Genomic DNA, 26281 nt, shown 5'->3' with positions numbered 1-26281 from the left:
ACGCCCCATGAAGGAGCGGCAGTTGTCATGATGCTGACTTCTCACAGCCGTACCGATGTCGACCACGGCCGACACTCCCGAGAGAAGTGATCGATGGTCTCCGAGCACGTGGACGAGACAGAGGGCGACACGGGCGCCCTGGCACTGAAGATCCTCGTCGCCGGTGGATTCGGCGTGGGCAAGACGACTCTGGTCGGCGCGGTCAGCGAGATCAGACCGCTGCGCACCGAGGAACTCCTGAGCGAGGCGGGCCAGTCGGTGGACGACACCGAGGGGGTGGATCAGAAGACCACCACCACCGTCGCCATGGACTTCGGGCGCATCACCATCAGATCGGGACTCTCGCTCTACCTGTTCGGCACACCGGGACAGGACCGGTTCTGGTTCCTGTGGGACGAGCTGGCACAGGGAGCGCTGGGCGCCGTGGTCCTCGCGGACACCCGGCGGCTCCAGGACTGCTTTCCGGCCGTCGACTACTTCGAGCACCGCCACATCCCGTTCGTCGTCGCCGTCAACTGTTTCTCCGGAGCCCGTTCGTACGCCGCCCCCGACGTCTCGCGCGCCCTCGATCTCGACCAGGGCACCCCCGTGGTCCTCTGTGACGCCCGGGACCGTGACTCCGGGAAGGAAGTGCTGATACGGCTCGTCGAGTACGCCGGACGGATGCACACCGCCCGACTGCTCGACTCCGTGGGCTGAACCGGCGGCAACGCGCCCCGTCCTGGCCGGTTCTTGTCCCTTGACACCGCTGTTTCGGGCAGGGAGACGTCCGTTGTCGCTGGTCGGGCGGAAGCCTCGCCATGACTTGTCGGTCATCTTCCTTGCCATGTCCCCGTCCTCCTTGCTCCGACGGCGGCGGTGGGGAAGGCTGAATCGTCGGATCCTCCTTGCCAGGGGGGAGCGACGAAACGGGGAGTAGGGACGATGGTGCGGAACGCGGGACTCGGTTGGCTGCTGGACGACCTGACCGAGCGCGTCGAACCCATACGGCACGCCTTGGTGCTGTCCAACGACGGACTCGTCACCGCGGCCAGCACCGGCCTGCGCCGCGAGGACTCCGAACACCTCGCCGCGGTCACCTCGGGACTGCAGAGCCTCGCCAAGGGCTCGGGCCGCCACTTCGGCGCCGGTGACGTCCGGCAGACCATGATCGAGTTCGACGACGCGGTGCTCTTGGTCACCGCCGCCGGGCCGGGCAGCTGCCTGTGCGTACTCAGTGCCGCGGAGGCCGACATCGGTCAGATCGGCTACGAGATGACGCTGTTGGTGAACCGTGTCGGCGAACACCTTCGCGTGGACGCCCGCCAGCCCGAACGCTCGGCCGCGATGGACCGCTGACCTGGCCTTTTCGGTGATCCGGGCAGAGTTATCCACAGGCCCGCCACGACGTTCGGCGAACGGGCTACGGTTTTTCCCGAGGCGAGCGCGAGACCGGCGCGAGCACCGCACCACACGGGGAGAACCACCATGTCCGGCGACACGATCACGCGATCCTCCATGCCCGTCACGACCGCCGTGCCCGTCACGACCACCGGGTCCGGCAGGCCCGTGGTGCCGGGCGCCGCCACGGCACCGGCCCGGGCGGCCGGCCACACCCTCACACCGAGTCGTGCCGCCCGTGAACTGGGCCTGAAACGAAGCGAACTCGACCTCGCCGTCCGTCTGGGATGTCTGCGCACGATCGTCGACGACGTGGGCGGAGGCCGCCGGATCGCACGGACGGAGATCGACCGGTTCCGTGCCGAGAAGGGCTTCCCACAGACGCTGCGGGAACGGATCGACGCCGTCAGTACCGGTCCGGCCGCCCAGATCCTGGGTGTGCCCGCCTCGCGCTTCACGCGACTCGCGCGGCTGGGGCTGGTCACGCCGGTCAAGTTCTACCTGAACCGCTACCGAGCCGTGGTCTGGCTCTATCTGGCAACCGAACTACGACAGTTCGCGGCCGACGGGAACAACGCCCGATGGCTGACGGGCCGGATGCCGGAGGACATGCGGCGTCGGCTGGAAGCGGGGCTGGATCTGCGCCCCCGGAACTGGCGAGGGCGCCATCTCGGATTCCTGCTGCGCGAGTCCGACGACCCCTGGCGACGCGCCGCCGCCCCGGCCGCCCTGCTCGGTCCGGTCCAGGTCGCGGAGATCGTCCAGGACCCCTGTGAACGCGCCCATCTGGACCGCCACCGGCCCGTACGGGCCGACCAGCCCTCGCCCGAGTCGCCCACCGCGCAGCTCATCGCGCGGATCATGACGGCGGACGATCCCGATGAGATCGCGTGGCTGCGTACCGACCTCCAGCGCGCCCTCGCCGAGGCCCGCGCCCATCGCCTCGCGCCACGGCCCCGCCAGAACGTGCCCGCGCCCACCGTCGCCTCGCAGCGCGGAACACCGACGGTGGCGGGGCCGGTATCGAGTCCGTCCAGGGGAGGGAGGCGTCCCGACTCGCAGCCGACGGCCGGCACGGCTCCCCAGGGGCGACGTGGCCTGCTGGGGCGGCTCCGACGCAAACCCCCACTGATCCGCCGGTCAGGCGCCGAGCTTGCGGAACAGCCCCTCCTGCACGACCGACACGAGCAGACGTCCTTCCAGATCGTAGATGCGGCCGCGGGCCAGTCCGCGGCCGCCCACCGCGATCGGTGACTCCTGGTCGTACAGGAACCACTCGTCGGCGCGGAACGGCCGGTGGAACCACATGGCGTGGTCCAGCGACGCCATGTCGAAGCCGCGAGGCCCCCACAGAGGCTCGACCGGGATACGGACCGCGTCCAACAGGGTCATGTCACTGGCGTACGTCAGCGCGCAGGTGTGCACGAGCGGATCGTCCCCCAGAGGTCCCACGGCCCGCATCCACACCGCGCTGCGCGGCTCGGCGTTCTCGACCTCCTCGGGGGTCCAGCGCAGCCGGTCGACATAGCGGATGTCGAAGGGCTGACGCCGGGCCATGCGTTCCAACTGCTCGGGGAGCGCGCCCAGATGCTCGGTGATCTCCTGCGACACCGTCGGCAGCGACTCGGGGTCCGGCACCTTCCGGGCGGGCGGCAACTGGTGCTCGAAGCTCCCCTCTTCAGGCTTGTGGAAGGAGGCGGTCAGATTGAAGATCGTGCGGCCCTGCTGCACGGCGGTGACCCGGCGTGTGGTGAACGACCGCCCGTCGCGGACCCGCTCGACCTGGTACACGATCGGCACCCCTGGCCGACCGGGGCGAAGGAAGTACGCGTGCAGCGAGTGCACCGGCCGGTCGCCCTCCGTGGTGCGACCGGCGGCGACCAGCGCCTGGCCGGCGACCTGGCCGCCGAAGACCCGTTGCAGGGACTCCTGCGGGCTGCGCCCACGGAAGATGTTGACCTCGATCTGCTCCAGGTCGAGCAGGTCGACGAGCCGCTCGGCGGGGTTGGACGTCATGTACTGGCCTCTCCTGTGCTCACAGCTGACCGACGGCGGTGACCTTGACGACGGCGCGTCCCTCGGCGTCGGAGGCCGCGAGGTCGATCTCCGCGCTGATGCCCCAGTCATGATCGCCGTTCGGGTCGGCGAAGGTCTGCCGGACGCGCCACAGCCCGTTCTGCGGCTCCTCCTCGATCATCAACAGCCGGGGGCCACGGGCGTCGGGGCCCGTGCCGAGCTCCTCGTACTCGTCCCAGTACTTGTCCATCGCCTCGCCCCACCGCTCGGCGTCCCAGCCGGACTCGGCGTCCATCTCGCCCAGTTCGCCCACCTGATCGAGAGCGGCGAGCTCGACACGGCGGAACAGGGCGTTGCGGACGAGGACACGGAAGGCGCGCGCGTTGGCGGTGACCGGCTTGACCTGGTCGGCCTTCTCCTGGGCCTCCTCGGCCGTCATCTCCTCGGGGTTGGCGAGCTTCTCCCACTCGTCGAGGAGGCTGGAGTCGACCTGGCGCACCATCTCCCCGAGCCAGGCGATCAGATCCTCCAGGTCGTCCGACTTGAGGTCGTCCGGGACGGTGTGGTCGAGCGCCTTGAAGGCGCCGGCGAGGTAGCGCAGGACGATGCCCTCGGTGCGGGCCAGCTCGTAGTGGGACGTCAACTCCGTGAAGGACATGGCACGTTCGTACATGTCCCGAATCACCGACTTCGGCGACAGCGGATGGTCGCCCACCCAGGGGTGGCTCTTGCGGTAGACGTTGTACGCGTGGAAGAGCAGCTCCTCCAGCGGCTTGGGGTAACTGACGTCCTGAAGGCGCTCCATGCGCTCCTCGTACTCGACCCCGTCCGCCTTCATCGCGGCCACGGCCTCGCCGCGCGCCTTGTTCTGCTGGGCGGCGAGGATCTGCCGCGGATCGTCCAGCGTCGACTCCACGACGGAGACCATGTCGAGGGCGTACGACGGGGACTCCGGGTCCAGAAGTTCGAACGCGGCCAGCGCGAAGGTGGACAGCGGCTGGTTGAGCGCGAAGTCCTGCTGGAGATCGACCGTCAGCCGGACGATGCGGCCCTCGGCGTCCGGCTCGTCGAGCTTCTCGACGATGCCGCCGTCCAGGAGCGAGCGGTAGATCGCGATCGCGCGGCGGATGTGCCGCAGCTGCTGCTTGCGCGGTTCGTGGTTGTCCTCCAGCAGATGGCGCATCGCGTCGAAGGCGTTGCCCGGCCGGGCGATCACCGACAGCAGCATCGTGTGAGTGACGCGGAAGCGGGAGGTGAGCGGTTCCGGGTCGGAGGCGATGAGCTTCTCGAAGGTGCCGTCGCTCCAGCCGACGAAGCCCTCGGGCGCCTTCTTGCGGACGACCTTGCGGCGCTTCTTCGGGTCGTCGCCGGCCTTGGCGAGCGCCTTCTCGTTCTCGATGACGTGCTCGGGCGCCTGCCCCACCACGTAACCCGCCGTGTCGAAGCCGGCCCGCCCGGCGCGGCCCGCGATCTGGTGGAACTCACGGGCCCGCAGCGTCCGCACCCGGTTGCCGTCGTACTTGGTCAGCGCGGTGAACAGTACGGTGCGAATGGGGACGTTGACACCGACGCCGAGCGTGTCCGTGCCGCAGATGACCTTCAGCAGACCGGCCTGGGCCAGCTTCTCCACCAGCCGCCGGTACTTGGGCAGCATGCCGGCATGGTGCACACCGATGCCGTGCCGCACGTAACGGGAGAGGTTGCGGCCGAACTTGGTGGTGAAGCGGAAGTTGCCGATCAGCTCGGCGATCCGGTCCTTCTCCTCCCGGCTGCACATGTTGATGCTCATCAGCGCCTGTGCGCGTTCCACGGCCTGAGCCTGGGTGAAGTGCACGATGTAGACGGGAGCCTGTTTGGTGGCGAGCAGTTCCGTGATCGTCTCCGTCAGCGGAGTCAGCACGTACTCGTAGGAGAGGGGCACCGGGCGGGTCGCCGAGCGGACCACCGAGGTGGGACGGCCGGTGCGCCGGGTCAGGTCCTTCTCGAACATCGAGACGTCACCGAGCGTCGCCGACATCAGGATGAACTGCGCCTGTGGCAGCTCCAGGATCGGGATCTGCCAGGCCCAGCCGCGATCTGCCTCCGCGTAGAAGTGGAACTCGTCCATCACGACCTGGCCCACGTCGGCGTGCTTGCCGTCGCGCAGGGCGATGGATGCCAGCACCTCGGCGGTGCAGCAGATGACGGGGGCGTCGGCGTTCACGGAGGCGTCGCCGGTGAGCATGCCGACGTTCTCGGTACCGAAGATCTTGCACAGCTCGAAGAACTTCTCCGAGACGAGTGCCTTGATCGGAGCCGTGTAGAAGGTGACCTCGTCGCGGGCGAGGGCCGCGAAGTGCGCACCCGCCGCGATCATGCTCTTGCCGGAACCGGTGGGCGTCGACACGATCACGTTCGCGCCGGAGACCACCTCGATGAGCGCCTCCTCCTGATGCGGGTAGAGGGTGAGACCGCGTTCCTGGGCCCACGACTCGAAGGCTTCGTAGAGGGCGTCGGGGTCGGCGGTCCGCGGCAGCTGATCGATGAGGGTCACGCCCCCATCTTGCCTGCCCGCGCGGCCGATGGGGGAATCGGATGCCGGACCGAAGATCGCGAACGCTACGCTGTGGCGCCGACGGAACGTCAGCGCACCTGGACAACTGGACAGCGGCACAACGCGCCTGGACAGCGGCACGAACGGAATGGGACGGGGCACGGCCATGATGGGACCAGCACACTCACTGTCGGGAGCCGCGGCCTGGCTCGGCGTAGGGGCGGCAGCGGCGGCCACCGGGCACACCATGCCCTGGCCGGTCCTTCTGACCGGTGCGCTGATCTGCGCGGGCGCCGCGCTCGCCCCGGACCTGGATCACAAGGCCGCCACGATCTCGCGATCCTTCGGTCCGCTGTCGCGCTGGGTGTGCGAGATCGTCGACAAGCTCTCGTACGCCGTCTACAAGGCGACGAAGAAGCAGGGCGACCCGCGGCGCTCGGGCGGGCACCGCACGCTCACGCACACCTGGCTGTGGGCGGTACTGCTCGGCGCCGGCGCCTCCGGCATCGCCATCACGGGCGGCCGCTGGGCCGTGCTGGCCATCCTGTTCGTGCACATGGTGCTGGCCATCGAGGGTCTGCTGTGGCGGGCGGCGCGGGGTTCGAGCAGCGATGTGCTGGTGTGGCTGCTGGCCGCGACCAGTGCCTGGATCATCGCGGGTGTCCTGGACAAGCCGGGCAACGGGGCGGACTGGCTGTTCACCCAGCCGGGCCAGGAGTATCTGTGGCTCGGGCTGCCGATCGTGCTCGGCGCGCTGGTGCACGACATCGGGGACTCGTTGACCGTGTCGGGCTGCCCGGTCCTGTGGCCCATACCGATCGGGCGCAAGCGCTGGTACCCGCTGGGCCCGCCGAAGGCCATGCGGTTCCGGGCCGGCAGCTGGGTGGAGCTGCGGGTGCTGATGCCGGTGTTCATGGTGCTCGGGGGAGTGGGCGCGGCGGCGGCGCTGAACGTCATCTGAGGTGCGGCCCGGCCCCGGCCGGGCTCCCGGGAAGCGGGTCAGCCGGACAGGGAGTCCTCGTCCACGACGTGCATCGCCGCCTCCTCGGCGGAGGCGGCCGCCCCGTCGATGCCCACGTCGCTGGCGATCAGCCCGCTCTCCTCGTCCTCGTGCGCGCCCTCGTCGGGAGCGACGAGACGCCCGGAGCGCACATCACCCACCTCGTTGTCCAGGGGCTCACCGTCGGTGTCCTGCGAGTCGCCGATACCGTCCCCGTCGGGGTAGGCGATGTCCGGAAGCTCCTCGGCGAGGCGCTGCTCCAGAGTCTCGCCGCGCAGCCGCTCCGCCGCCGTCACACCGGTGTGCTCCACCGCCCACGGCCGCTCCGGCGGGGACCAGCCCCGGTCGAGCGGGTCGGGCACACCGTCGGCGAGCAGGGTGTCCTCGGCGTCCAGCAGCCCCGCGTCGTCCTGGATCTCGGATCCGTCTGGCTGGTAGACGTCGTCTCCCCAGCCGCCGACTCTGTCCACGGGTACCTCCAGTGGTGGGACGGGCCCGGTGCCACCGCTCGGCGGCGGTGGGCGCGCGGACCGCTGGGCGACGGCCCGGACCCCGTGAACCGGGCGGTTCACGGACGTCCCCCGAATCAGTGCCCACCACCAGCCTTCCACTCGCGTTCGGCACCGCGCAACGGCAGGGGGCCGGAGGCCGCCGGACCACCGGGCTGCCGCCCCTCCCGGCCCCTCGCCTTCTGGGCAGAGCGGCAGGATGCGGGGACTCACGCAGCCCTGCGACCACCCGGGGTCACGGGCTGGGGCGGGGACTCCTCCCCGCCCCGGCACACCGCACCCCTGACGCTCGCGCCCTGCCGACGGTCAGCCGTGCCACGACCTCCACAGGGCGGCGTACGCGCCGTCCGCCTCGACCAGTTGATCGTGGCTGCCCAGCTCGCTGATGCGGCCGTTCTCGACGACGGCGATGACGTCGGCGTCGTGGGCGGTGTGCAGGCGATGGGCGATGGCGACGACGGTGCGGCCGTCGAGGACACGGGCCAGGGAGCGTTCCAGGTGGCGGGCCGCACGCGGGTCGAGGAGCGAGGTCGCCTCGTCCAGGACCAGCGTGTGCGGGTCGGCGAGGACCAGCCGGGCCAGCGCGATCTGCTGGGCCTGCGCGGGAGTGAGGGCGAACCCGCCGGAACCGACCTCGGTGTCCAGCCCCTCCTCCAGGGCCCGCGCCCAGGTGTCGGCGTCGACCGCGCCCAGCGCCGACCACAGCTCGGTGTCCCGCGCACCCGTGCGGGCGAGGAGCAGGTTGTCGCGCAGCGAGCCGACGAACACGTGGTGCTCCTGGTTGACCAGCGCCACATGGGAGCGGACGTCCTCGGCGGGCATACGGGACAGCTCGGCCCCACCCAGGGTGATACGGCCGTCGCGGGGGGCGTAGATCCCGGCGAGGAGCCTGCCCAGGGTCGACTTGCCCGCGCCGGACGGACCGACGAGGGCGAGCCGGGTACCCGGCGCGACCTCCAGGGACACCTTGCGCAGGACGTCGACGCCTTCGCGGTACCCGAAGCGCACCTGGTCGGCGTGGACATGGCGTCCGTCGGGGGCCACGGCCGGGTCGCCCCCGTCGGGCTCGATGTCCCGCACGCCCACCAGGCGGGCCAGCGACACCTCGGCGACCTGCAGTTCGTCGTACCAGCGAAGGATCAGGTTGACCGGGTCGACGAGCATCTGGGCGATGAGCGCGCCCGTGGTCAGCTGGCCGAGCCCGATCCAGCCCTGCAGGACGAACACCCCGCCGACGATCAGCACCGAGCCGAGGACCGTGGTGTGCGTGAAATTGATGACGGGGAAGAGCACCGACCGCAGCCACAGCGTGTACCGCTCCCACGCGGTCCACTCCTCGATGCGCTGGTTCGACAGGTCGATCCGGCGCGTGCCGAGGCGGTGGGCCTCCACCGTACGGCCGGCGTCGACGGTCTCCGCGAGCACGGCGGCGACGGCGGCGTACCCGGCGGACTCCGAGCGGTAGGCGGAGGGAGCCCGCTTGAAGTACCAGCGGCAGCCGAGCACCAGCAGCGGCAGGGCGAGCAACACGGTCAGGGCCAGTGGGGGCGCGGTGACGGCGAGCCCGCCGATGAGGAGGGCCACCCACACCACGCCGATCGCCAGCTGCGGCACGGCCTCGCGCATGGCGTTGCCGAGCCGGTCGATGTCCGTGGTGATGCGGGAGAGCAGGTCACCGGTGCCGGCGCGTTCCAGGACACCCGGCGGCAGTCCGACCGACCGGACGAGGAAGTCCTCGCGGAGGTCGGCCAGCATCCGCTCGCCGAGCACGGCGCCGCGCAGCCGCACCTCCCGTACGAAGGTGGCCTGGACGAGGAGGGCGACGACGAAGACCGTCGCCGTGAGCTCCAGATGGAGTTCACGGGCCCCGTCCGAGACGCGTTCGACGAGGGCGCCGAGCAGGTAGGGGCCCGCCATCGAGGCGACCACGGCGACCGTGTTGACGCTGATGAGCAGGACGAAGGCCCGGCGGTGCCGGCGGAACAGTTCGGCCACGTAGGCGCGTACGGTCGCGGGGGCGCCGACGGGCAGGGTGTTCGCCGTCGTCGGGGCGGCCGGGTCGTAGGCCGGGGGCGCCACGCCGATCATGCGGTCTCCTCGATTTCTTCCAGTTCGTCCAACACGTCGCTCAGGGCGGTCCTGCGGTCCGCCGGCCGGTCCGCGAAGCCGGGCCCGGCGGCCCGCAGGGTTTTCTCCCCGGACCCGTCGGCCGGGGCGGCCTCCTCGTCGGTTTCGCGGGTGACGACCGCCCGGTACCGGGGTTCGTCGTGCAGGAGGTCGCGGTGCGGGCCCACCGCCGTGACCTTGCCCTCGTGCACGAGGACGACGCGTTCGGCGAGGTCCAGGAGCAGGGGCGAGGAGGTGAAGACGACCGTGGTGCTGCCCGCCCGCAGCGACCGGATGCCGTCGGCGACCCGGGCCTCGGTGTGCGAGTCGACGGCGGAGGTCGGTTCGTCCAGGACCAGGACGCCCGGGTCCGTGACGAGGGACCGGGCCAGCGCGAGGCGCTGGCGCTGGCCGCCGGACAGGGACCGGCCGCGCTCGGTGATCCGGGCGTCCAGCGGGTCCTCGGTGTCGAGCGACCCCTGGATCAAAGCCTCCAGAACGTCACCGCACTGGGCGGCGGCCAGCGCCTCCTCGGCGGTGACCTCGCCGGAGGCGGGGACGTCGAGGAGTTCACGCAGCGTGCCGGAGAGCAGCACCGGGTCCTTGTCCTGGACGAGGACGGCGGTGCGGGCGGAGTCGAGGGGCAGCTCGTCGAGCGGCACGCCGCCGAGCAGCGCGGAGGTGCCCTCCTCGGTGGCATGGCCGCCGAGCCGTTCGGCCAGGCGTCCGGCCGCGTCGGGGTCGCCGCACACCACGGCGGTGAGACACCCGGCGGGCGCGAGCAGTCCGGTCGCCGGGTCGTACAGGTCGCCGGTGGGCACGGCGGCCTCGCGGGCCCCTTCGGTGTCCGTGGCCCGTTCCAGCGACAGCACCCCGGCGGCCCGTTCGGCGGACGGACGGGAGAAGGAGTACGCCATCGCGATCTCCTCGAAGTGCCGGAGCGGATACGTGAGCAGCATGACCGCGCTGTACACGGTGACCAGCTCGCCGACCGTGATCCGGCCCTCACGGGCGAGACCCACGCCGTGCCAGACGACCGCGATCATCAGCAGCCCCGGCAGCAGCACCTGCAGACCGGAGATGAGGGCCCACATACGGGCGCTGCGGACGGCGGCGTGGCGGACTTCCTGGGAGGCCCGGCGGTAGCGGTCGAGGAAGAGGTCCTCCCCGCCGATGCCGCGCAGGACGCGCAGGCCCGCGACGGTGTCGGAGGCCAGCTCGGTGGCGCGACCCGCCTTCTCGCGCTGGAAGTCGGCCCTCCGGGTCGCGCGGGGCAGCAACGGCAGCACGGAGAGAGCGAGGACGGGGACGCCCACGGCGACGACGATGCCGAGCGCGGGCTGGTAGACGACCAGGCCGACACAGACGAGCACCACGGTGAGGGCCGCGGCCGTGAACCGGGAGACGCCCTCGACGAACCAGCCGATCCTCTCGACGTCGCCCGTGGAGACGGCGACGATCTCGCCGGCCGCCACCCGCCGCGTCAGCGCCGAGCCGAGCTGGGCCGTCTTGCGGGCCAGCAGCTGCTGGACACGCGCGGCGGCGGTGATCCAGTTGGTGACCGCGGAGCGGTGCAGGAAGGTGTCGCCCAGCGCGATGGTGAACCCGCACAGCACCAGCACCACGCCCGCGAGGGCGAGCCGGGCGCCGGAGCGGTCGACCACGGCCTGGACGGCGAAGCCGACACAGAACGGCAGCCCTGCCACGGAGGTGAAGTGCAGCAGTCCCCATGCCAGCGCCTTGAACTGTCCGCCGAGCTGATTCCGGCCGAGCCACCACAGGAACCGTGGACCCGAGCGTGCGTCCGGCACGCCGGGGTCTGCGTACGGAAGGTCTTGAATCTGCATGACGTCCCAGAGGCTCGTGTCAGGGTGGGGGAGAGGTAGGGCGAAGTGGGGAGAAAGGGGTCGTGGATCCGACGACCGGCCGTGAAAGGTTCGCGTCGCGGCGCGGTCGGAAGCAAACGGTTTTCCGGGGCCGGGCAAAGTTTCGGCCTGGACCACCCGGCCGAGGCGCGGCGCGCGGGACGGCGGACGCATCCGTCCGGTGAGCGGTGCGACGATGGACGGCATGCGAATAGGCGGTACGAGGCGGGGACGAACCGGCGTGACGAGCGATGCGGATGCGGGACGGGCTGACAACGAGGGTGCGACGAGGGGCGCGAGTCGGCTCCCGCTCGCGGCGGTGGTCTGTGGTGCGCTGGTGATGTCCCTGGTGGCGTGCGGCGGTTCGGGCGGCACGAACGACGGGGGCAAGCCGGACACGGACGCCACGAAGTCCGGCGACAGGACCGGTCGTGCCGAGGCGCAGAGCGTGGACCCGACCCGTGTCCCGGACGTAGGCGACCGTCTGCAGAAGCAGATCCCCGCCGAGTCCCGCCAGGTCGTGGCGGTGTACGGGGAGGGCGAGGACGACGCCGACGCTTCGGTCGTGCTCTACACGAAGAGCGGTTCCCTCTGGAAGAAGACGCGAAGCTGGGAGGGCCACAATGGCAAGAAGGGGTGGACCACCGACCATCGGGAAGGTGACAAACGCAGCCCCGTGGGTGTGTTCACGCTCAGCGACGCGGGAGGCGTCCTCGCCGATCCGGGAGCCAAGCTCCCGTACAGCCGGTCGGCGTCGTTCCAGGCACCGCACTACTGGGCCAAGTCGCACTGGCACGACTTCGACTATGTGATCGCCATCGACTACAACCGCGTCAAGGGCACCTCGCCGATCGATCCGACGCGTCCCGAGGGCCAGTCGAAGGGCGGCAGCATCTGGCTGCACATGGACCACGGCAGCGGCACCTCGGCCTGCGTCAGTCTGTCCAAGTCGGGGATGGAGTACCTGCTGCGCACCCTCGACCCGGCCCAGCACCCGGTGATCGTCATGGGGGACAAGGCGGCGCTGAAGGCCTGAGGCCCCGGGCGTCGCCGCGTCCCCGCTCGCCCCGCTCACTCGCGCACCCCGCTTGTGGCCGGAGATCGCGTTGCGGCGGGGCGCCGACTGCCCGTAGAACTCCGGCCATGAGAAGCCGGATCATCATGTCCATGCTCGCCGGGGTGACCCTTGTGGCGGGCACCCTCCTAGGGGTCGGGACGGCCCGATCCGCCGACGTCCCCGCCGAGTTCGGTACCGACTGGCACGACCCGGTCACCGCCGCCCCGCCCGTCACCGGGCCCGCGCACAGCACGTCGTGCGAGGTGACCGTTGCCGAGGCCCGGTTCAAGGACTTCACGCCGTACCGGGGGACCTACACACCGCCCGGTGACTGCGGGACGAGGTGGAGCAAGGTCGTCCTGCGGCTGGACGGCAAGGTGAAGGGCCGTCAGTTCGACCGCCTCGGGTATCTGCACATCGGCGGAGTCGAGGTGCTGCGGACGTCCACCCCGCAGCCCTCGCCCGACGGCATCGAGTGGTCCGTGGAGAAGGACGTCACGCGCTATGCCCCCACTCTGCGCACCACGCGGCCCGTGGAGATGCTCATCGGCAATGTCGTCGACGACACCTACACCGGCGTCCTCGACGTCAAGGTCACACTGACGTTCTACGCCGGGCGGCCCGACGCGAGGACGGCGGCGACGATCCCCGACCGCGTCCTCACCCTTCAGGACGGCAGCACTCTGACCACCCCGCGCAACAGCGAGCGCGTCGTCGCCGAGGTGTACGCGACCGGGTCCGGCGGCGGCTGCGAGGAGTACTGGTACCTGACGGTCCCCGCGCAGGCGCCGTACTCCTGCAAGGCGGACGAGGGGCCGTACCGCGAGGTGCAGATCACGGTGGACGGGCAACTGGCCGGAATCGCCGCACCCTTCCCGAACGTATGGACGGGCGGCTGGTCCAACCCCTTCCTCTGGTACGTCGTCCCCGGACCCCGTGCCTTCGACGTCCAGCCCCTGCGCTACGACCTCACCCCCTTCGCGGGCCTCCTCAACGACGGCCGCCCGCACCGGATCGAGGTCTCCGTCGTCGGTGTGCCCGAGGGGCAGAGCGGCTGGAGCACCCCGGTCAACGTCCTTGTCTGGCAGGACGCGAGGAGCGAGCGCGTCACCGGCGCCCTGACGAAGGCCCAGGCGGGCGGTCTCGCCGCCGAGTCCACGTACACGCCCGGCGCGGAGCACCGCCTCGACACCGAGGGCCGCCACCGGCTGACCGTCGCCGGGTATGTGGACACCTCGCACGGCCGGGTGACGACGACCGTCCGTCGCAGTCTCGCCAACACCTCCACGCACACCTGGTCCGAGGGGGAGAACCCCGACGCGCTCGACGCGAGGTGGAGCGACGACGAGACGGCCACCGTCGAGGGGCGCGGACCGGCCCGGACGACGCGCGTCCAGCGGTCGTACACGATGGACGGAACGACGACGCTCGGCGCGGGCGACCGCCTGCGGACCGTGCTCACGCTCGGCGACCGGGCGACGGTCACCGAGACGCGGGGCGGGCGGCGCACGGCGTGGTCCCGGCTCGACGACACCTACACGGGGGACGCCACGTACACGGCGAACGTGCCCCGTGACCAGCGGCACGCGGTCGGGACGACGCGCGAGCGCTACCGGGTGCACGGCTCGGACGGGTGCCACGACCGTTCGCTGGTCTCCGTACAGGGAGTGCTGACGGAGGACCGGATGGGCTGTTGACGCCGAATGCGTGCGATGTGACGTCTGTTCGACGTTTTACAGCGGCGAAACACAGTGGTCTTCTCCACGAGCGACAGCTCCCCGATAGTGATCGGCGCGGAAGCTCTTTTCCGCATGACAGAAAGTCCCTTCGGAGGAGTGCCCGTGCCGCAGTCCGTACCGTCCCTGCCGCGACGCGTCGCACGCATGCTGCGTACCTCACTGTTCGCACAAGTCGGAGTAGCGCTTGTGCTCGGAATCGTCGTCGGAAGGCTGTGGCCGGACACGGCCACGACCTTCCAGCCACTCGGTGACGGTTTCATCCGCCTCATCAAGACGGTCATCTCGCCCCTGGTGTTCTGCGTGGTCGTCGTCGGCATCGCCAAGGCCGGCAACCTCAAGGCCTTCGGGCGGATCGGGCTCAAGGCCCTGATCTGGTTCGAGGTGGCCTCGACGGCCGCGCTGCTCATCGGTCTGATCGCCGCCAACCTCGTCGGCCCCGGCTCGGGCATGAACGTCGACCCCTCGAAGCTCGACACCTCGGCGGTCGACGCGAAGACCGCCGGCGGCGAACTGCCGACGACCGGCGAGTTCATCCTGAACGCGCTGCCGCAGAGCGCGATCGGCGCGTTCGCCGAGAACTCGCTGCTCCAGGTTCTCGTGCTCGCCTGCCTCGTCGGCGCGGCGCTGCTGCACCTCGGCCACACCAAGGTGCCCAAGATCCTGCCCGCCATCGAGCAGGCGCAGGAGGTCATCTTCGCGATCGTCGGCTTCGTCATGAAGCTGGCCCCGCTCGCGGTGTTCGGCGCGATGGTTCATCTGGTCGGCGAGTACGGCCTCGGCGTCATGAAGACCTACGCCAAGCTGATCATCCTCTGCTACGCCGTCGCGCTCGTCTTCCTCGTACTGCTCGGCGTCGCGCTGAAGCTGGTGACCGGGCTGAGCCTGTGGAAGTTCGTCCGCTACACCCGGGCGGAGATGCTGCTGGCGCTGGGCACCGCCTCCAGCGAGAGCGTCATGCCGCGCATGATGCAGAAGCTGCGGCAGGCCGGCGCCCGCGACGACGCCGTGGGTCTGGTGCTGCCCACCGGGTACTCCTTCAACCTCGACGGCGCGTCCATCTACCTCTCCATCGGCACGCTGTTCATCGCGCAGGCCGTCGGTGTGGACCTCAGCCTCAGTCAGCAGATCACCGTCATCCTGGTCCTGATGCTCACCAGCAAGGGGATGGCCGGCATTCCCGGTTCGGCCTTCCTCGCCCTGTCGGCGACGGCGTCCTCGCTCGGCGCCATCCCCGCCGGGGCCGTCGCCCTGCTGCTCGGTGTCGACCGCATCATGGACTCGATGCGTGTCGTCACCAACCTCCTCGGCAACTGCGTCGCCGTCTTCGCGGTGTCGAAGTGGGAGGGCGCGCTGGACACCGAACGGGCGAAGAAGATGCTCGACGGGGAGATCCAGTTCGTGGAGGAGGACGACGAGTCCGCCGGCGACGGGAGCGCGAAGCCTGCCGGAACCCCCGCGAAGCCTGCCGAAGCCCTCGCGACCGCGGCGGTTCCCGTGCTCTCCAAGATCGAGACGAAAAAACCGGCCCCCGAGGCGAGTTGACCGCTCGTCCTGCGAACTCCCGTACAGGAAGGGCCCGGCGCGGAATCCCGCGCCGGGCCCTTCCTGCGACCTCGGCTCAGCAGCGCCGCTCCGCCACCGGCGCCCCGTCGATCAGCGTGTCGAGCAGCCCGCCGAGCAGCCCCCGCTGATCGTCCGACAGCGGCGCCAGGATCTCCTCCGCCGCCGACCGTCGTGCGTGGTGCAGCTCCCGCAGGACGTCGCGGCCCTCGTCCGTGACCTCTATCCGGATCACCCGCCGGTTGGTCGGATCAGGCACCCGGCGCACCCGGCCGCTCTCCTCCAGCGCGTCGACCAGAGTCGTCACGGCGCGGGGAACGACCTCCAGACGCTCCGCCAGATCGGCCATGCGCGGGGGCGTGTCGTAGTGCGCGAGGGTGCGCAGCAGCCGGGACTGTGCCGGTGTGATCTCCAACCCGCTCTGCTGGAGGTGGCGCTTCTGGATGCGGTGCACACGGCGGGTGAGCCGCAGCAACTGCTCGGCGAGCGGCCCGTCGGCGTCGGGGGTGGTCATACGGGAACAATATCAGGACCATGTTCATTGTGAGTATAGGTAACAATGAGCTAGGCTCCGTAAATCCGTCCCGCAGCGCACTCTGCCCTCCGCTCCACGCGCGCCCATCCTCCGTCTCACCTCCCGTAGGAGCCCATGCATCCCGACCATGAACCCGCCTGGGGACCGTCCGGCCACTCGTCGGAACAGCCCCGCCAGGTACGCCGGATCCTGAAACTCTTCCGCCCCTATCGCGGCCGGCTCGCGATCGTCGGTCTGCTCGTCGGCGCCGCCTCGCTCGCGTCGGTCGCCACGCCCTTTCTCCTCAAGGAGATACTCGACACCGCGATCCCCGAGGGCCGTACCGGCCTGCTGAGCCTGCTCGCGCTGGGCATGATCCTGAGCGCGGTCCTCACCAGCATCTTCGGTGTCCTGCAGACGCTGATCTCCACGACCGTCGGCCAGCGCGTCATGCATGATCTGCGCACGGCCGTCTACGGCCGGCTGCAGCGCATGTCGCTCGCCTTCTTCACCCGCACCCGCACCGGTGAGGTCCAGTCCCGCATCGCCAACGACATCGGCGGCATGCAGGCGACCGTCACCTCCACGGCCACCTCCCTGGTCTCCAACACCACCAGCGTGGTCGCCACCGTCGTCGCGATGGTCGCCCTGGACTGGCGGCTCACCGTGGTCACCCTGCTCCTGCTGCCGCTGTTCGTGTGGATAAGCCGCCGTGTCGGCAACGAGCGCAAGAAGATCACCACCCAGCGTCAGAACCAGATGGCCGCCATGGCCGCGACGGTCACCGAGTCCCTGTCCGTCAGTGGCATCCTGCTCGGCCGCACGATGGGCCGCGCCGACTCGCTCACCAAGTCCTTCGCCGAGGAGTCCGAGGGGCTCGTCGACCTGGAGGTCAGGTCCAACATGGCCGGGCGGTGGCGGATGGCCGTCATCACCGTCGTCATGTCCGCGATGCCCGCCGTCATCTACTGGACCGCCGGGATCGCACTGCAACTGGGCGGCCCGTCCGTCTCGGTCGGCACGCTCGTGGCCTTCGTCTCGCTCCAGCAGAACCTGTTCCGGCCGACCGTGAGTCTGCTGTCCACCGGCGTCCAGATCCAGGCCTCGCTCGCCCTCTTCCAGCGCATCTTCGAGTACCTCGACCTGCCCATCGACATCACCGAGCCCGAGAACCCCGTCCACCTCGACCAGGTCAAGGGCGAGGTCCGCTTCGAGAGCGTCGAGTTCCGCTACGACGGCAAGAACGGCGACGGCGGTAGGAACGGCAAGAGCGGCGAGGACGGCGACGACGGCAGGCGGGGCGACCAGGACCGTCGGCGCCCGATCCTCGACGGCATCGACCTCACCGTCCCGGCCGGAGGCAGTCTCGCCGTGGTGGGGCCGACCGGCGCCGGCAAGTCCACGCTCGGCTGCCTGGTGCCGAGGCTGTACGACGTCACCGGCGGCCGGGTCACCCTCGACGGGGTCGACGTACGGGACCTCGACTTCGACACGCTGGCCCGTGGCATCGGGGTCGTCTCCCAGGAGACGTACCTCTTCCACGCCTCGGTCGCCGACAACCTGCGCTTCGCCAAGCCGGACGCCACCGACGAGGAACTGCACGCGGCGGCACGGGCGGCCCAGATCCACGACCACATCGCGGCGCTGCCCGACGGCTACGACACGGTCGTCGGCGAACGTGGGCACCGCTTCTCCGGCGGTGAGAAGCAGCGGCTCGCCATCGCCCGCACCATCCTGCGCGACCCGCCGGTCCTCATCCTCGACGAGGCGACCAGCGCCCTCGACACCCGCACCGAACAGGCGGTGCAGCAGGCCATCGACGCGCTCTCCGCCAACCGCACCACCGTCACCATCGCCCACCGCCTCTCCACCGTCCGGGACGCCGACCAGATCGTGGTGCTCGACTCCGGCCGGGCGGTGGAGCGCGGTACGCACGAGGAGCTGATGGAGAGGGGAGGGCGGTACGCGGCGCTCGTACGGCGCGACGCGCGGCTGACGCCGGCCCACGAGTCGGCGAAGGTGCCGAAACTGGAGCCGACAAGATGAAGATATGCCGGATTTAGGGTGATATGCGGGTTACCGTGCCCGCATGCAGATGAACACTCCGCCACGGAGCACGATTCGACTGACGCGTCGGGGCCAGGCCGCCCTCATCGCGACCGGAGCCGTCGTGGCGGCCACCGCCGTGGCGGTGCCGCTGCTGAGCGTGGAGGGCGGTGGCGGCGCGGCCGAACGCCCGGCGTCACTGGTGATCCCCGAGGGCTGGCGCTCCGGCCAGGTCTACGCGGCCGTCGACAAGGCCCTCGCCCTGCCCGCCGGATCGACCAGGAAGTCCCTGCACAAGGCCGAGCTGATGCTGCCGGCCGACGCCGAGGGCAACCCGGAGGGCTACCTCTTCCCGGCGACGTATCCCTTGAAGGAGAAGTCGACCCCCGAGTCCCTGCTGACGTCCATGGTCGAGACCGCGAACAAGAAGTTCAACGGCGGTCAGGTCACGGCCGGGGCCCAGCGCAACGCGATGAACGTCTACCAGGCGGTCACGATCGCGAGCATCATCCAGGCCGAGGCGGCCACCGAGCAGGACATGGGCCGGGTGTCCCGGGTCGTCTTCAACCGGCTGGAGCGCGGGATGCCGCTGCAGATGGACTCCACCATCAACTACGCGCTCAACCGCTCGACGCTGGACACCAGAGTCGACGACACGAAGATCGACAGCCCGTACAACTCGTACCGGCGCATGGGGCTGCCGCCCACGCCGATCGCCAACCCGGGTGAGGCGGCGATGCGCGCGGCGGTCAATCCGGCGTCGGGCGCCTGGCTGTACTTCGTCACGGTCAAGCCGGGCGACACCCGGTTCACGGCGGACTACCAGGAACACCTGCGCAACGTCGCCGAGTTCAACCAGAACCGGAAGAAGCCGTCGCCGTCCGTCGAGGCGGGTGTCCCGTCCTCTCCCTCGCAGGCGGCCGGCTGAGATCCCGTCGAGTCGGCTCGGGGCGTCAGACGGCGGCGACCGGTTCGCTCGCCAGCAGCCGCCTGATGTCCCGTACCGCAGCCCGGCCGGCGCGGTTGGCGCCGATGGTGCTCGCCGAGGGGCCGTAGCCGACCAGATGGACGCGGGGGTCGGCGATCGCGCGGGTGCCGTCGACGCGGATGCCGCCGCCCGGCTCGCGCAGCCGCAGGGGTGCCAGATGGTCCACGGCGGCGCGGAAGCCGGTCGCCCAGAGGATGACATCGGCGTCCACGCGGCGGCCGTCGTCCCACTCCACGCCGTCGGGCGTGATCCGGTCGAACATCGGCAGCCGGTCCAGGACGCCGTCCGCGAGGCCCTGCCGGACGGCGTCGTCGAGCGGGAGGCCCGTCACCGACACCACGCTCTTCGGCGGCAGCCCCTGCCGGACCCGCTCCTCCACCATGGCCACGGCCGCCCGTCCGGCGCCCTCGTCGAACGGCCCCTCGCGGAAGACGGGCGGGCGCCTCGTCACCCAGGTCGTCGCGGCGGCGTAGGGGGCGATCTCCAGCAGGTGCTGCGTGCCGGACGCGCCCCCGCCCGCCACGACCACCCGCAGTCCCGCGAACTCCTCGGGCCCCGGGTACTGGGCGGTGTGCAACTGCCGCCCCCGGAAGGTCTCCTGACCGGGATAGCGCGGCCAGAACGGCCGGTCCCAGGTGCCCGTCGCGTTGATCAGCGCCCGCGTCGACCACGTACCGTCCGAGGTCTCCACCAGCAGCCGCCCGCCCTCGCCCTCCCGCACCGCGTGGACGTCCACCGGGCGCCGTACCCGCAGGTCGAAGGCGTTTTCGTACGCGTCGAAGTACTCGCTGACGACCTCGGCGGACGGCCGCGCCGGATCGGCTCCCGTCAGCTCCATGCCGGGCAGCGCGTGCATCCCGTGCACCTTGCCGTACGTCAACGACGGCCACCGGAACTGCCAGGCGCCGCCCGGGCCGGGCGAGTGGTCCAGCACCACGAAGTCGCGCTCCGGCTCGAAGCCGGTCCGGCGCAGGTGATAGGCGCCCGCCAGACCTGCCTGGCCGGCGCCTATGACGACTACCTCGACCTCGTGCGTGTTGTTCACGTTTCCACCAACAGGGGAGGGGGTGCGGATCTTCCCTGCGTCAGGGTGCGATCGGGCACAGGGTGCGACCGGCGCCGGGTGGGCGGGGCCGCGCGAGGGGTCACTCCCGCGCCGTGTCCAGGGGGTGCGCGAGGATGGAGGCATGTCCGATCCCTTCACCACCCGAGTCCTGAACGTCGCCTCCGGATCCCGTGAGCGGGTCGTCGACCTCACCCGCGACTGCGAGGCGTTCCTGCGCGAGGCGGCGGCCGGACGGGACGGCCTGCTCAACGTCTTCGTCCCGCATGCCACGGCCGGCATCGCCGTCATCGAGACGGGCGCCGGCAGCGACGACGACCTCCTCGCCGCCCTCCGCACGCTTCTCCCCGCCGACGACCGCTGGCAACACCGCCACGGCACCCCCGGCCACGGCCGCGACCACGTCCTCCCCGCCCTCGTCCCACCCCACGCCACCCTGCCGGTCATCGACGGGCGGCTGGAGCTGGGGACGTGGCAGTCGGTGTGCCTGGTGGACACCAACCGGGACAATCCGGACCGACAGGTCCGTCTGAGCTTCCTGGGCTGAGCACCCGGAGCGCCGGCGCGACCCGGCCGCGGCTGGGGAGCCGGTCTCAGTCGGCGTGCCCGACGCCGCGATCGGGTGCGCTCATGTCCCCTGTGCCGGGGGTGCCGTCGGCGAGACCGTAGCGCAGGTACACGGTGCCCTTGGGGCCGGCTGCCGGTGGTTCGAGGAGCGTGAGGTTCGTGGGCACCTGGCCACCGTCGAACACCTTCTTCCCCACGCCGAGCACGATCGGGTGCACCCAGAGGTCGAGGCGGTCGAAGAGCTTCTCCCGCAGAAGGCTCTGCACCAGATCCAGGCTCCCGACGACCTTCACGTGCTCGTGCCGGTCACGGATCTCGCGCACAGCGGCGGCCAGATCCGGGCCGAGCTGCGTGGATCCGGCCCACGAGAGGTCGGGCTTGCCGCGGGAGGCCACGTACTTGGGGACACGGTTGAAGAGGGCGGCGATCGCGCCGTCCTCGCCGCCCTTCTGGTGCGGCCAGTACGCGGCGAAGATGTCGTACGTCCGTCGACCGAGCAGGAGGGCGTCCGTGTCCTCGTACGCGGCACCGACCTGGCCCCCCGACACCTCGTCCAGCAGGGGTGCCTGCCAGCCGCCGAACGGGAACCCTGCCGGGTCCTCGTCGGGGCCGCCGGGCGCCTGCCCGACGAGGTCGAGGGTGGCGAACAGTTCCATGTGGATGAGGCCCATGGCTTACTCCCGAAGAGATGGTCGTCGCGGTCAAAAGGTAGACCGGTCCGAACCGGCAGACTCATCGCCGCGCGGACCGATTCCGGCCGGGACGTCTCGCGCGAAGTCGAAAGAGGGCGGCGGAACCCATCGCCGTGCCCGCTTCCCCATCACATCGCGCGACCACCCGAGACAATGCCGCCACGGACGGGCTGTGCGTCCGGGTCGGGCCGCCCCAGCATGGAGTGTGACTGTGCGCGGGGGCGTGTGGGCGGTGCCGTTGTCGGGCGTGGTGGCGGTGGCGTTCGCGGGGCGGATGGCGGGGCCGATCGGTGGGGTGCCGGGGTCCGGGACCTGGTAGGTCGGCCTGGCGGCGTATGGCGGGCGCGGCGTGGCGGTCGCCGAGCCGGACTGGCCGGGGGCGTCGGTCGCCGCCGTGGCGGGCGGGACGCACGCACCGTCCCTGTTCGCGCTGCCGGCGCTCTCTCGGCAGGGCCGTCCGGCGTTCGACCCGCAGGCGTACGACGACACCGTGCCCGGTGACACCCCGCCGGTGTCCCTGCCGTCCGCCTGATCCGTTCCGAGCCGCCGACGTGTCGGCAACTGGCGCCGCCCGACCACCGCCCCCCGGTGCCCGGCACCCCCGCGGGTGGCTGTCAGCCGACGTCGAAGAGGTTCGGCAGGCGCAGACGGTAGCGCGTGCGGTCGTGGCGTTTGAGTGCCTCGAACTCCGGCGCCCGGTACAGCGGGGTGACCGTGCATCTCTCGGCGGTCGAACCGATGCTGTCCAGCAGGGCGTTGACAGCCTGTCGGGCCGAGGTGTTGGCGCCTTCCATGGTGGCCAGGTCGATGGGCACGGACACGTAGTCGCCGGACAGGAAGAGGTTGGGGATCCTCGTGGCCGACCGCGGGCGGAGGTGGAAGGTCCCCACGGGGTGGATGAGCAGCTGTTCCTCGTTGACCGGGGTCGGGGTGCCGAGTCCGTCCACGGCCGGGTCGAGGAACCAGGAGTGCAGTACGGAGTCCTTCAGGACCGTACGACCGCTGTCGTTGAGGGCGGCCTTCAGCTGGGCCCACACCTCGCGGGCGACTTCGGCGCGCGTGCACTGCTTGGCGGTTCTGCCGTACAGGATGCCCGGCCGGTCCCACTCGGAGACGTCCACGGACAGACAGTCCGCGACCGTGCCGTCGCCGAAGTCGGCGGGGAAGTCGTGGCCCGGCCAGTGCTGGGCCTGGGCGATCGCGGTCAGCGACCAGGGGGAGTCGATGAGGTCGAGATGGCCGTGCAGGATCGGCGTACGTTCCGTCAGATAGAACTGGATGCCGGTCATCCAGTCCGTCTCCAGCCCGTCGCACGCGGCCAGTTGGGGATCGGCCGCGCGCGCGGCGGAGTTCCAGGTGCGGCGGGCGTGCTCGACGGGCATGGCCGAGATGTAGTGGTCGGCGGTGACGGTCCGGCGAGTGCCATCGGGGTCCTGTACGACGGCGCCGGCGACGCGGCCCGCGTCCATGGGCAGGTCCTGCACGGTCCAGCCGATGCGGAACTCGACCCCGAGCGACCTCAGGTACGTCACCCAGGGGTCGATCCAGGCCTCGTTCGTGGGCGCGTTGAGGATCCGGTCCAGGGGGCCGTCCGCGCCCCGCCCGAGGACGTTGAACGCGAACGCCTCCAGCAGCGTGCCGACCGTGCGGGTGCTGGCCTCCTCCGCCTTGGTGGCCACGATGTTGCGGGTGATGCCGACGGCGAGGATCCGCTGGTAGTCGTACGACATGCGTTCGGCGCGCACGAACTCCCACCAAGGCATCTGCTCCCAGGTGTTGTCGCGGCGTTCGTCGCAGCTGGTGAGGAAGACCAGGAAGCGTTCGGCGAAGTAGAGGGCCTCGTGGAGGGGGAGGCTGAGGGCGGTGTCCAGGAACGAGGTGAGGGCGCGGCGGATCTCGTCGGGGGTGAGGTCGGCCGGGGTGTTGCCGGGCCAGGGGAGCGGGATCCGGATGTCCTCACGGCCGCCGGACCGGGCGAACAGCATCTCCTTGGGGGCCACGAGGTTGTCGTGGACGCCGTGGGGGTTGCCGGGGAAGGGGATGCGCCGCATGGTGTCGGGGAGGTTGTGGTAGATCCCGGGGATGAAGCGGAAGCCGTGCTCCCCGGGCAGGGGGTCGCGGCCGCCCTTGGCGCTGTCGGGCACGTCCATGCTGCGGGCCTTGCCGCCCAGCGCCTTGCGTTCGTAGACCGTCACCCGGAAGCCGCGTTCGGCGAGCTCGTGCGCGGCCGTGAGCCCGGCGACGCCCCCGCCCAGCACGGCCACGGTCCGCGGGGCCGCGCCGTCCCGGGCGGCGGCCCGCTGGGGGCCGGCGAGGGTGACCCCGCCGCCGGCGGCCGCGGCGGTGGCCGTGCCCAGGAACCCTCTGCGCGTGGTGCCGCCCATCGCTACCCCTTACCTTCGGTAACTGTTGGCGCACGAGGATATGAGCGACCCACCGATCCCGGAAGGCGACCGACGGGGCTGGGGACACTTTGGCTTGATGCGGCATCATCTCGGCGGGAGCGGCATCATCTCCGCGGCTCCGGCTCCGGCTCCGGCTCCGGCTCCGGCTTGGGTGCGGTCGTTCGCTGTCCGTCCGTCGGCCGTCCGTCCGTCGGCCGTCCGTCCGTCGGCCGTCCGTCCGTCGGCCGTCCGTCCGTCGTCCGTCCGTCCGCCGGACGCGCGGCCTCTAGCCCACGCGGATCACCGAGAACGTCTCACCGTCCCTGGGCGGCCGTGTCCAGGAGCGGGTGACGAACGTGTGCAGCCGCCCGTGCACGATGGCGTGACGGGGCAGGCAGACACCGAATTCGCGGGTCACGGCTTCCAGCAGGGCCCGTTCCGTCTCGGTGTGGTCCTCCAGGTCACCGAAGAACCGGCTCGGATCCAGAGCCCGGGGTATCTCCCCGCTCGACCGGACCTCGCCGCCCGCGTACGTGAACGCGTACTGCTCGGCATCGTCCCGCGCCACCGAGAGGTGGAAGAAGGGCTCCCCGTGCGCCCTCCTCAAGCCGCTCCACACCACCACCGCGCGAGTGCCCTCACCGGCGGCCACGGCCGGGGAGACGAACCGCTGTGGGTCGAACCGGGGGGCGTCGGGGTCGAAGGCGAAGCTCCAGCCGGTGCCGGCCCGGCCGACCGCCACGAGAGCCCGGTCGGCGTAGGACGAGAACTCATTCCGGTCCCGCAGCGACCTGCGGCGCGCCTCCCACAGAGTCATGGGGGCGTTCAGCACGGCGCTGTCCCGGCCCCCGTCCCCTTCCCCGCCCGCGAGACGTCCGGGCAACTCTTCCGGCTCCACCCCCTCCACCAGAACGAACCGGTAGGACGTGCGGTTGTTGCCCGGGTCCGGCTCCGCCAGCCACGTCAGGTCACCCGGGTCCAGCGCGGTGGGCGCCGGCCCCGGAGCCTCACCCGCGTGCCCTCCCCGGGGAGTCGACAGCAACTCGCGACCCCGCTCCGGGGTCAGCAGCGGACCGAGCACGGGATCGGCCACCCACCCCAGCGGAGCAAGATGGTCCGGCCCCAGCGGCTCCCACAGGGGCAGCGCGTCCATCAGTGTCCGCCAGGCGCCGTCCGTGTCACCCCATCGCGCCAACTCCCGTGCCCGCCCGACCGCTTCGCCGAACGGCCCGATCGCGGTGTACCGGTACGTGCCGTTCCGCACCGCCTCCAGGGTCGCGTAGGCCAGTGACAGCAGGTCGTCGCTCGCGCCCCGCAGATGGTAGGTCAGCGTGGAGTCGTCCCGGTACGAGTGCGCCGCGTGCTCGGCGACCAGCGCGGGCAGCAGCTCGGGGGCGTACCGCGGGTCGGTCACCAAGCCGTCGAAGTACACCATGGAGGTCTGTCCGAGCAGGCGGCGTATCTGGTCGCCCAGTCCGGCGGCCCGCGGTCTGCCGTACTCCTTGGCCTCGTCGAGCGCCTCCCCGGCCCGTTCCCAGCCGCCGCGCAGCGCCTCCTGCCGGGCCTCGTCCATCGCGGCGTCCAGCCTGAGCGTCGTGTCGTTGGCGAACACCGGCTCCCCGTCGCCCGCGTGTGCCCGCAGACGGTGGAACTCGCGGTACATCTCCCGCATGAACTCCAGGAAGTTCGCGTGCCGTTCGGGCGGCGCGGCCCGCCAGCTCGCCCAGGTGTACACGGCCCACTCGCCGTTCTCGTCCACGTCCTCGGGGTCCATGAGGACGTGGGTGACGTCGGACTCGACGTCGAGTTGCAGCCCGCGCCGCCAGATGTCCACCTCCAGCCGTTCCTCCGGCCCGGCGTCCTCGTCCAGATACTCCTCGTACATGGCCGCGAGCCCCGACGCGTCGTCGTGCCAGCGCGCGTCCGCGGTCCCCGCCAACAGCCACACGAACCCGCCCGCGTGCCGCCACCCGTCGCTGACCGCGAGGAACTCCCGGTACGACGGGGGCATCCGCCGGCCGAGGCGGTCCTCCATGGCCGCGATCCGCTCCCGCGACGCGGGGGGAAACCCCAGCCATCGCGCCCGGTGCGCGGCTTCGTCGGCCTCGTCCCGGGTCTCGCCCTCCGGCAGGGAATCCGCCCACTCCCCGCTCCACCTGAGCAGGAACGTCCGCCAGTCGAATGCCGTGGTGTCCGTCATGGGCCCGATGCTGCCACTCGACACTGACAGCGGTCGGCCCGCTCGGGCGCGCTGATCGCGAG

Annotated in this window: 21 protein-coding genes; 11 read left to right on the top strand and 10 right to left on the bottom strand. The window is 71.0% G+C overall.

Annotation, left to right across the window (positions count from 1 at the left end; genetic code table 11):
• Nucleotides 1-93 precede the first annotated feature (93 nt).
• The 3 genes from H4687_RS06625 to H4687_RS06615 all read left to right on the top strand — a co-directional run bounded on the left by H4687_RS06625 (nucleotide 94) and on the right by H4687_RS06615 (nucleotide 2634).
• Nucleotides 94-699, top strand: a complete 606-nt coding sequence (locus H4687_RS06625) for a GTP-binding protein (RefSeq protein ID WP_046912591.1) — start codon at nucleotides 94-96, stop codon at nucleotides 697-699.
• A 225-nt stretch (nucleotides 700-924) separates the two neighbouring features.
• Nucleotides 925-1338 (top strand): roadblock/LC7 domain-containing protein, encoded by a 414-nt coding sequence (locus H4687_RS06620; RefSeq protein ID WP_046912592.1) that lies wholly within the window; start codon nucleotides 925-927, stop codon nucleotides 1336-1338.
• A 129-nt stretch (nucleotides 1339-1467) separates the two neighbouring features.
• Nucleotides 1468-2634 carry a DUF6397 family protein gene (locus tag H4687_RS06615; protein WP_192781656.1) on the top strand — a complete coding sequence of 389 codons (1167 nt, stop codon included), beginning with the start codon at nucleotides 1468-1470 and terminating at the stop codon, nucleotides 2632-2634.
• On the opposite strand, the gene H4687_RS06610 is transcribed toward H4687_RS06615, so the two are convergent.
• Together H4687_RS06610 and H4687_RS06605 are read right to left on the bottom strand one after the other, a co-directional pair.
• Entirely contained in the window at nucleotides 2521-3396 is an 876-nt protein-coding gene (locus H4687_RS06610; RefSeq protein WP_046912593.1) for an acyl-CoA thioesterase, read from the bottom strand. The two genes, H4687_RS06615 and H4687_RS06610, sit on opposite strands and share 114 nt — an antisense overlap.
• 19 nt (nucleotides 3397-3415) lie before the next feature.
• On the bottom strand, nucleotides 3416-5929 hold the full coding sequence (locus H4687_RS06605; protein WP_046912594.1) for a DEAD/DEAH box helicase: 2514 nt from the start codon (nucleotides 5927-5929) through the stop codon (nucleotides 3416-3418).
• A 166-nt stretch (nucleotides 5930-6095) separates the two neighbouring features.
• Between H4687_RS06605 and H4687_RS06600 the strand changes: the two genes are divergently transcribed.
• Nucleotides 6096-6890: a metal-dependent hydrolase gene (locus H4687_RS06600; RefSeq protein WP_046912607.1), complete on the top strand. Its 795-nt coding sequence runs from the start codon at nucleotides 6096-6098 to the stop codon at nucleotides 6888-6890.
• A 38-nt stretch (nucleotides 6891-6928) separates the two neighbouring features.
• Here the strand turns inward: H4687_RS06600 and H4687_RS06595 are convergent, their stop codons facing one another.
• The 3 genes from H4687_RS06595 to H4687_RS06585 form a co-directional block, all read right to left on the bottom strand.
• Nucleotides 6929-7399, bottom strand: a complete 471-nt coding sequence (locus H4687_RS06595; protein ID WP_046912595.1) for a DUF5709 domain-containing protein — start codon at nucleotides 7397-7399, stop codon at nucleotides 6929-6931.
• A gap of 345 nt (nucleotides 7400-7744) precedes the next feature.
• A complete protein-coding gene (locus tag H4687_RS06590) occupies nucleotides 7745-9526 on the bottom strand; it encodes an ABC transporter ATP-binding protein (RefSeq protein WP_046912596.1) in 1782 nt (593 codons plus the stop codon).
• Nucleotides 9523-11391 carry an ABC transporter transmembrane domain-containing protein gene (locus tag H4687_RS06585; protein ID WP_046912597.1) on the bottom strand — a complete coding sequence of 623 codons (1869 nt, stop codon included), beginning with the start codon at nucleotides 11389-11391 and terminating at the stop codon, nucleotides 9523-9525. Before H4687_RS06585 ends, H4687_RS06590 begins: the two co-directional genes overlap by 4 nt.
• A gap of 358 nt (nucleotides 11392-11749) precedes the next feature.
• Between H4687_RS06585 and H4687_RS06580 the strand changes: the two genes are divergently transcribed.
• The 3 genes from H4687_RS06580 (at nucleotide 11750) to H4687_RS06570 (ending at nucleotide 15747) form a co-directional block, all read left to right on the top strand.
• A complete protein-coding gene (locus tag H4687_RS06580) occupies nucleotides 11750-12445 on the top strand; it encodes a hypothetical protein (RefSeq protein WP_179860192.1) in 696 nt (231 codons plus the stop codon).
• Between the two features lie 107 nt (nucleotides 12446-12552).
• Nucleotides 12553-14163: a peptide-N4-asparagine amidase gene (locus H4687_RS06575; protein ID WP_046912599.1), complete on the top strand. Its 1611-nt coding sequence runs from the start codon at nucleotides 12553-12555 to the stop codon at nucleotides 14161-14163.
• Between the two features lie 144 nt (nucleotides 14164-14307).
• Entirely contained in the window at nucleotides 14308-15747 is a 1440-nt protein-coding gene (locus H4687_RS06570) for a cation:dicarboxylate symporter family transporter (protein WP_046912600.1), read from the top strand.
• A gap of 76 nt (nucleotides 15748-15823) precedes the next feature.
• Here H4687_RS06570 and H4687_RS06565 read toward each other — a convergent pair whose 3' ends face one another.
• Nucleotides 15824-16279: a MarR family winged helix-turn-helix transcriptional regulator gene (locus H4687_RS06565; RefSeq protein ID WP_005475108.1), complete on the bottom strand. Its 456-nt coding sequence runs from the start codon at nucleotides 16277-16279 to the stop codon at nucleotides 15824-15826.
• A gap of 135 nt (nucleotides 16280-16414) precedes the next feature.
• On the opposite strand from H4687_RS06565, the gene H4687_RS06560 reads away from it, so the two are divergent.
• Both H4687_RS06560 and mltG read left to right on the top strand, forming a co-directional pair.
• A complete protein-coding gene (locus H4687_RS06560) occupies nucleotides 16415-18325 on the top strand; it encodes an ABC transporter ATP-binding protein (protein ID WP_046912601.1) in 1911 nt (636 codons plus the stop codon).
• A gap of 43 nt (nucleotides 18326-18368) precedes the next feature.
• On the top strand, nucleotides 18369-19253 hold the full coding sequence (gene mltG / locus H4687_RS06555) for an endolytic transglycosylase MltG (protein WP_046912602.1): 885 nt from the start codon (nucleotides 18369-18371) through the stop codon (nucleotides 19251-19253).
• 25 nt (nucleotides 19254-19278) lie between these two features.
• Here the strand turns inward: mltG and H4687_RS06550 are convergent, their stop codons facing one another.
• Nucleotides 19279-20358 (bottom strand): NAD(P)-binding domain-containing protein, encoded by a 1080-nt coding sequence (locus tag H4687_RS06550; protein WP_046912603.1) that lies wholly within the window; start codon nucleotides 20356-20358, stop codon nucleotides 19279-19281.
• Nucleotides 20359-20500: 142 nt separating this feature from the next.
• On the opposite strand from H4687_RS06550, the gene H4687_RS06545 reads away from it, so the two are divergent.
• Nucleotides 20501-20923 carry a secondary thiamine-phosphate synthase enzyme YjbQ gene (locus tag H4687_RS06545; protein WP_050398053.1) on the top strand — a complete coding sequence of 141 codons (423 nt, stop codon included), beginning with the start codon at nucleotides 20501-20503 and terminating at the stop codon, nucleotides 20921-20923.
• Nucleotides 20924-20969: 46 nt separating this feature from the next.
• On the opposite strand, the gene H4687_RS06540 is transcribed toward H4687_RS06545, so the two are convergent.
• Nucleotides 20970-21614, bottom strand: a complete 645-nt coding sequence (locus H4687_RS06540; RefSeq protein WP_046919129.1) for a dihydrofolate reductase family protein — start codon at nucleotides 21612-21614, stop codon at nucleotides 20970-20972.
• A 370-nt stretch (nucleotides 21615-21984) separates the two neighbouring features.
• Here H4687_RS06540 and H4687_RS06535 point away from each other — a divergent pair, with 370 nt between their 5' ends.
• Nucleotides 21985-22167: a hypothetical protein gene (locus H4687_RS06535; RefSeq protein ID WP_046919130.1), complete on the top strand. Its 183-nt coding sequence runs from the start codon at nucleotides 21985-21987 to the stop codon at nucleotides 22165-22167.
• Between the two features lie 82 nt (nucleotides 22168-22249).
• Here H4687_RS06535 and H4687_RS06530 read toward each other — a convergent pair whose 3' ends face one another.
• Complete coding sequence (locus tag H4687_RS06530) at nucleotides 22250-24019, bottom strand: hydroxysqualene dehydroxylase (RefSeq protein ID WP_046919131.1); 1770 nt, start codon at nucleotides 24017-24019, stop codon at nucleotides 22250-22252.
• Nucleotides 24020-24305: 286 nt separating this feature from the next.
• Nucleotides 24306-26219, bottom strand: coding sequence for an SMI1/KNR4 family protein (locus tag H4687_RS06525; protein WP_050398052.1), 1914 nt, complete (start codon nucleotides 26217-26219; stop codon nucleotides 24306-24308).
• Nucleotides 26220-26281: the final 62 nt, after the last annotated feature.

The organism is Streptomyces stelliscabiei, assembly GCF_014873495.1.
GTDB lineage: Bacteria > Actinomycetota > Actinomycetes > Streptomycetales > Streptomycetaceae > Streptomyces > Streptomyces bottropensis.
The sequence above is the reverse complement of the archived record's forward strand: the minus strand, read 5'-3'. Positions and strand labels throughout refer to the sequence as shown.

Excerpts from the sequence above, each read along its gene's own strand:
- H4687_RS06625 (WP_046912591.1), top strand. The coding sequence starts at position 94 with ATGGTCTCCGAGCACGTGGACGAGACAGAGGGCGACACGGGCGCCCTG.
- H4687_RS06620 (WP_046912592.1), top strand. The coding sequence starts at position 925 with ATGGTGCGGAACGCGGGACTCGGTTGGCTGCTGGACGACCTGACCGAG.
- H4687_RS06615 (WP_192781656.1), top strand. The coding sequence starts at position 1,468 with ATGTCCGGCGACACGATCACGCGATCCTCCATGCCCGTCACGACCGCC.
- H4687_RS06610 (WP_046912593.1), bottom strand. The coding sequence starts at position 3,396 with ATGACGTCCAACCCCGCCGAGCGGCTCGTCGACCTGCTCGACCTGGAG.
- H4687_RS06600 (WP_046912607.1), top strand. The coding sequence starts at position 6,096 with ATGATGGGACCAGCACACTCACTGTCGGGAGCCGCGGCCTGGCTCGGC.
- H4687_RS06590 (WP_046912596.1), bottom strand. The coding sequence starts at position 9,526 with ATGATCGGCGTGGCGCCCCCGGCCTACGACCCGGCCGCCCCGACGACG.
- H4687_RS06585 (WP_046912597.1), bottom strand. The coding sequence starts at position 11,391 with ATGCAGATTCAAGACCTTCCGTACGCAGACCCCGGCGTGCCGGACGCA.
- H4687_RS06580 (WP_179860192.1), top strand. The coding sequence starts at position 11,750 with ATGTCCCTGGTGGCGTGCGGCGGTTCGGGCGGCACGAACGACGGGGGC.
- H4687_RS06575 (WP_046912599.1), top strand. The coding sequence starts at position 12,553 with ATGAGAAGCCGGATCATCATGTCCATGCTCGCCGGGGTGACCCTTGTG.
- H4687_RS06565 (WP_005475108.1), bottom strand. The coding sequence starts at position 16,279 with ATGACCACCCCCGACGCCGACGGGCCGCTCGCCGAGCAGTTGCTGCGG.
- H4687_RS06560 (WP_046912601.1), top strand. The coding sequence starts at position 16,415 with ATGCATCCCGACCATGAACCCGCCTGGGGACCGTCCGGCCACTCGTCG.
- mltG (WP_046912602.1), top strand. The coding sequence starts at position 18,369 with ATGCAGATGAACACTCCGCCACGGAGCACGATTCGACTGACGCGTCGG.
- H4687_RS06545 (WP_050398053.1), top strand. The coding sequence starts at position 20,501 with ATGTCCGATCCCTTCACCACCCGAGTCCTGAACGTCGCCTCCGGATCC.
- H4687_RS06540 (WP_046919129.1), bottom strand. The coding sequence starts at position 21,614 with ATGGGCCTCATCCACATGGAACTGTTCGCCACCCTCGACCTCGTCGGG.
- H4687_RS06530 (WP_046919131.1), bottom strand. The coding sequence starts at position 24,019 with ATGGGCGGCACCACGCGCAGAGGGTTCCTGGGCACGGCCACCGCCGCG.
- H4687_RS06525 (WP_050398052.1), bottom strand. The coding sequence starts at position 26,219 with ATGACGGACACCACGGCATTCGACTGGCGGACGTTCCTGCTCAGGTGG.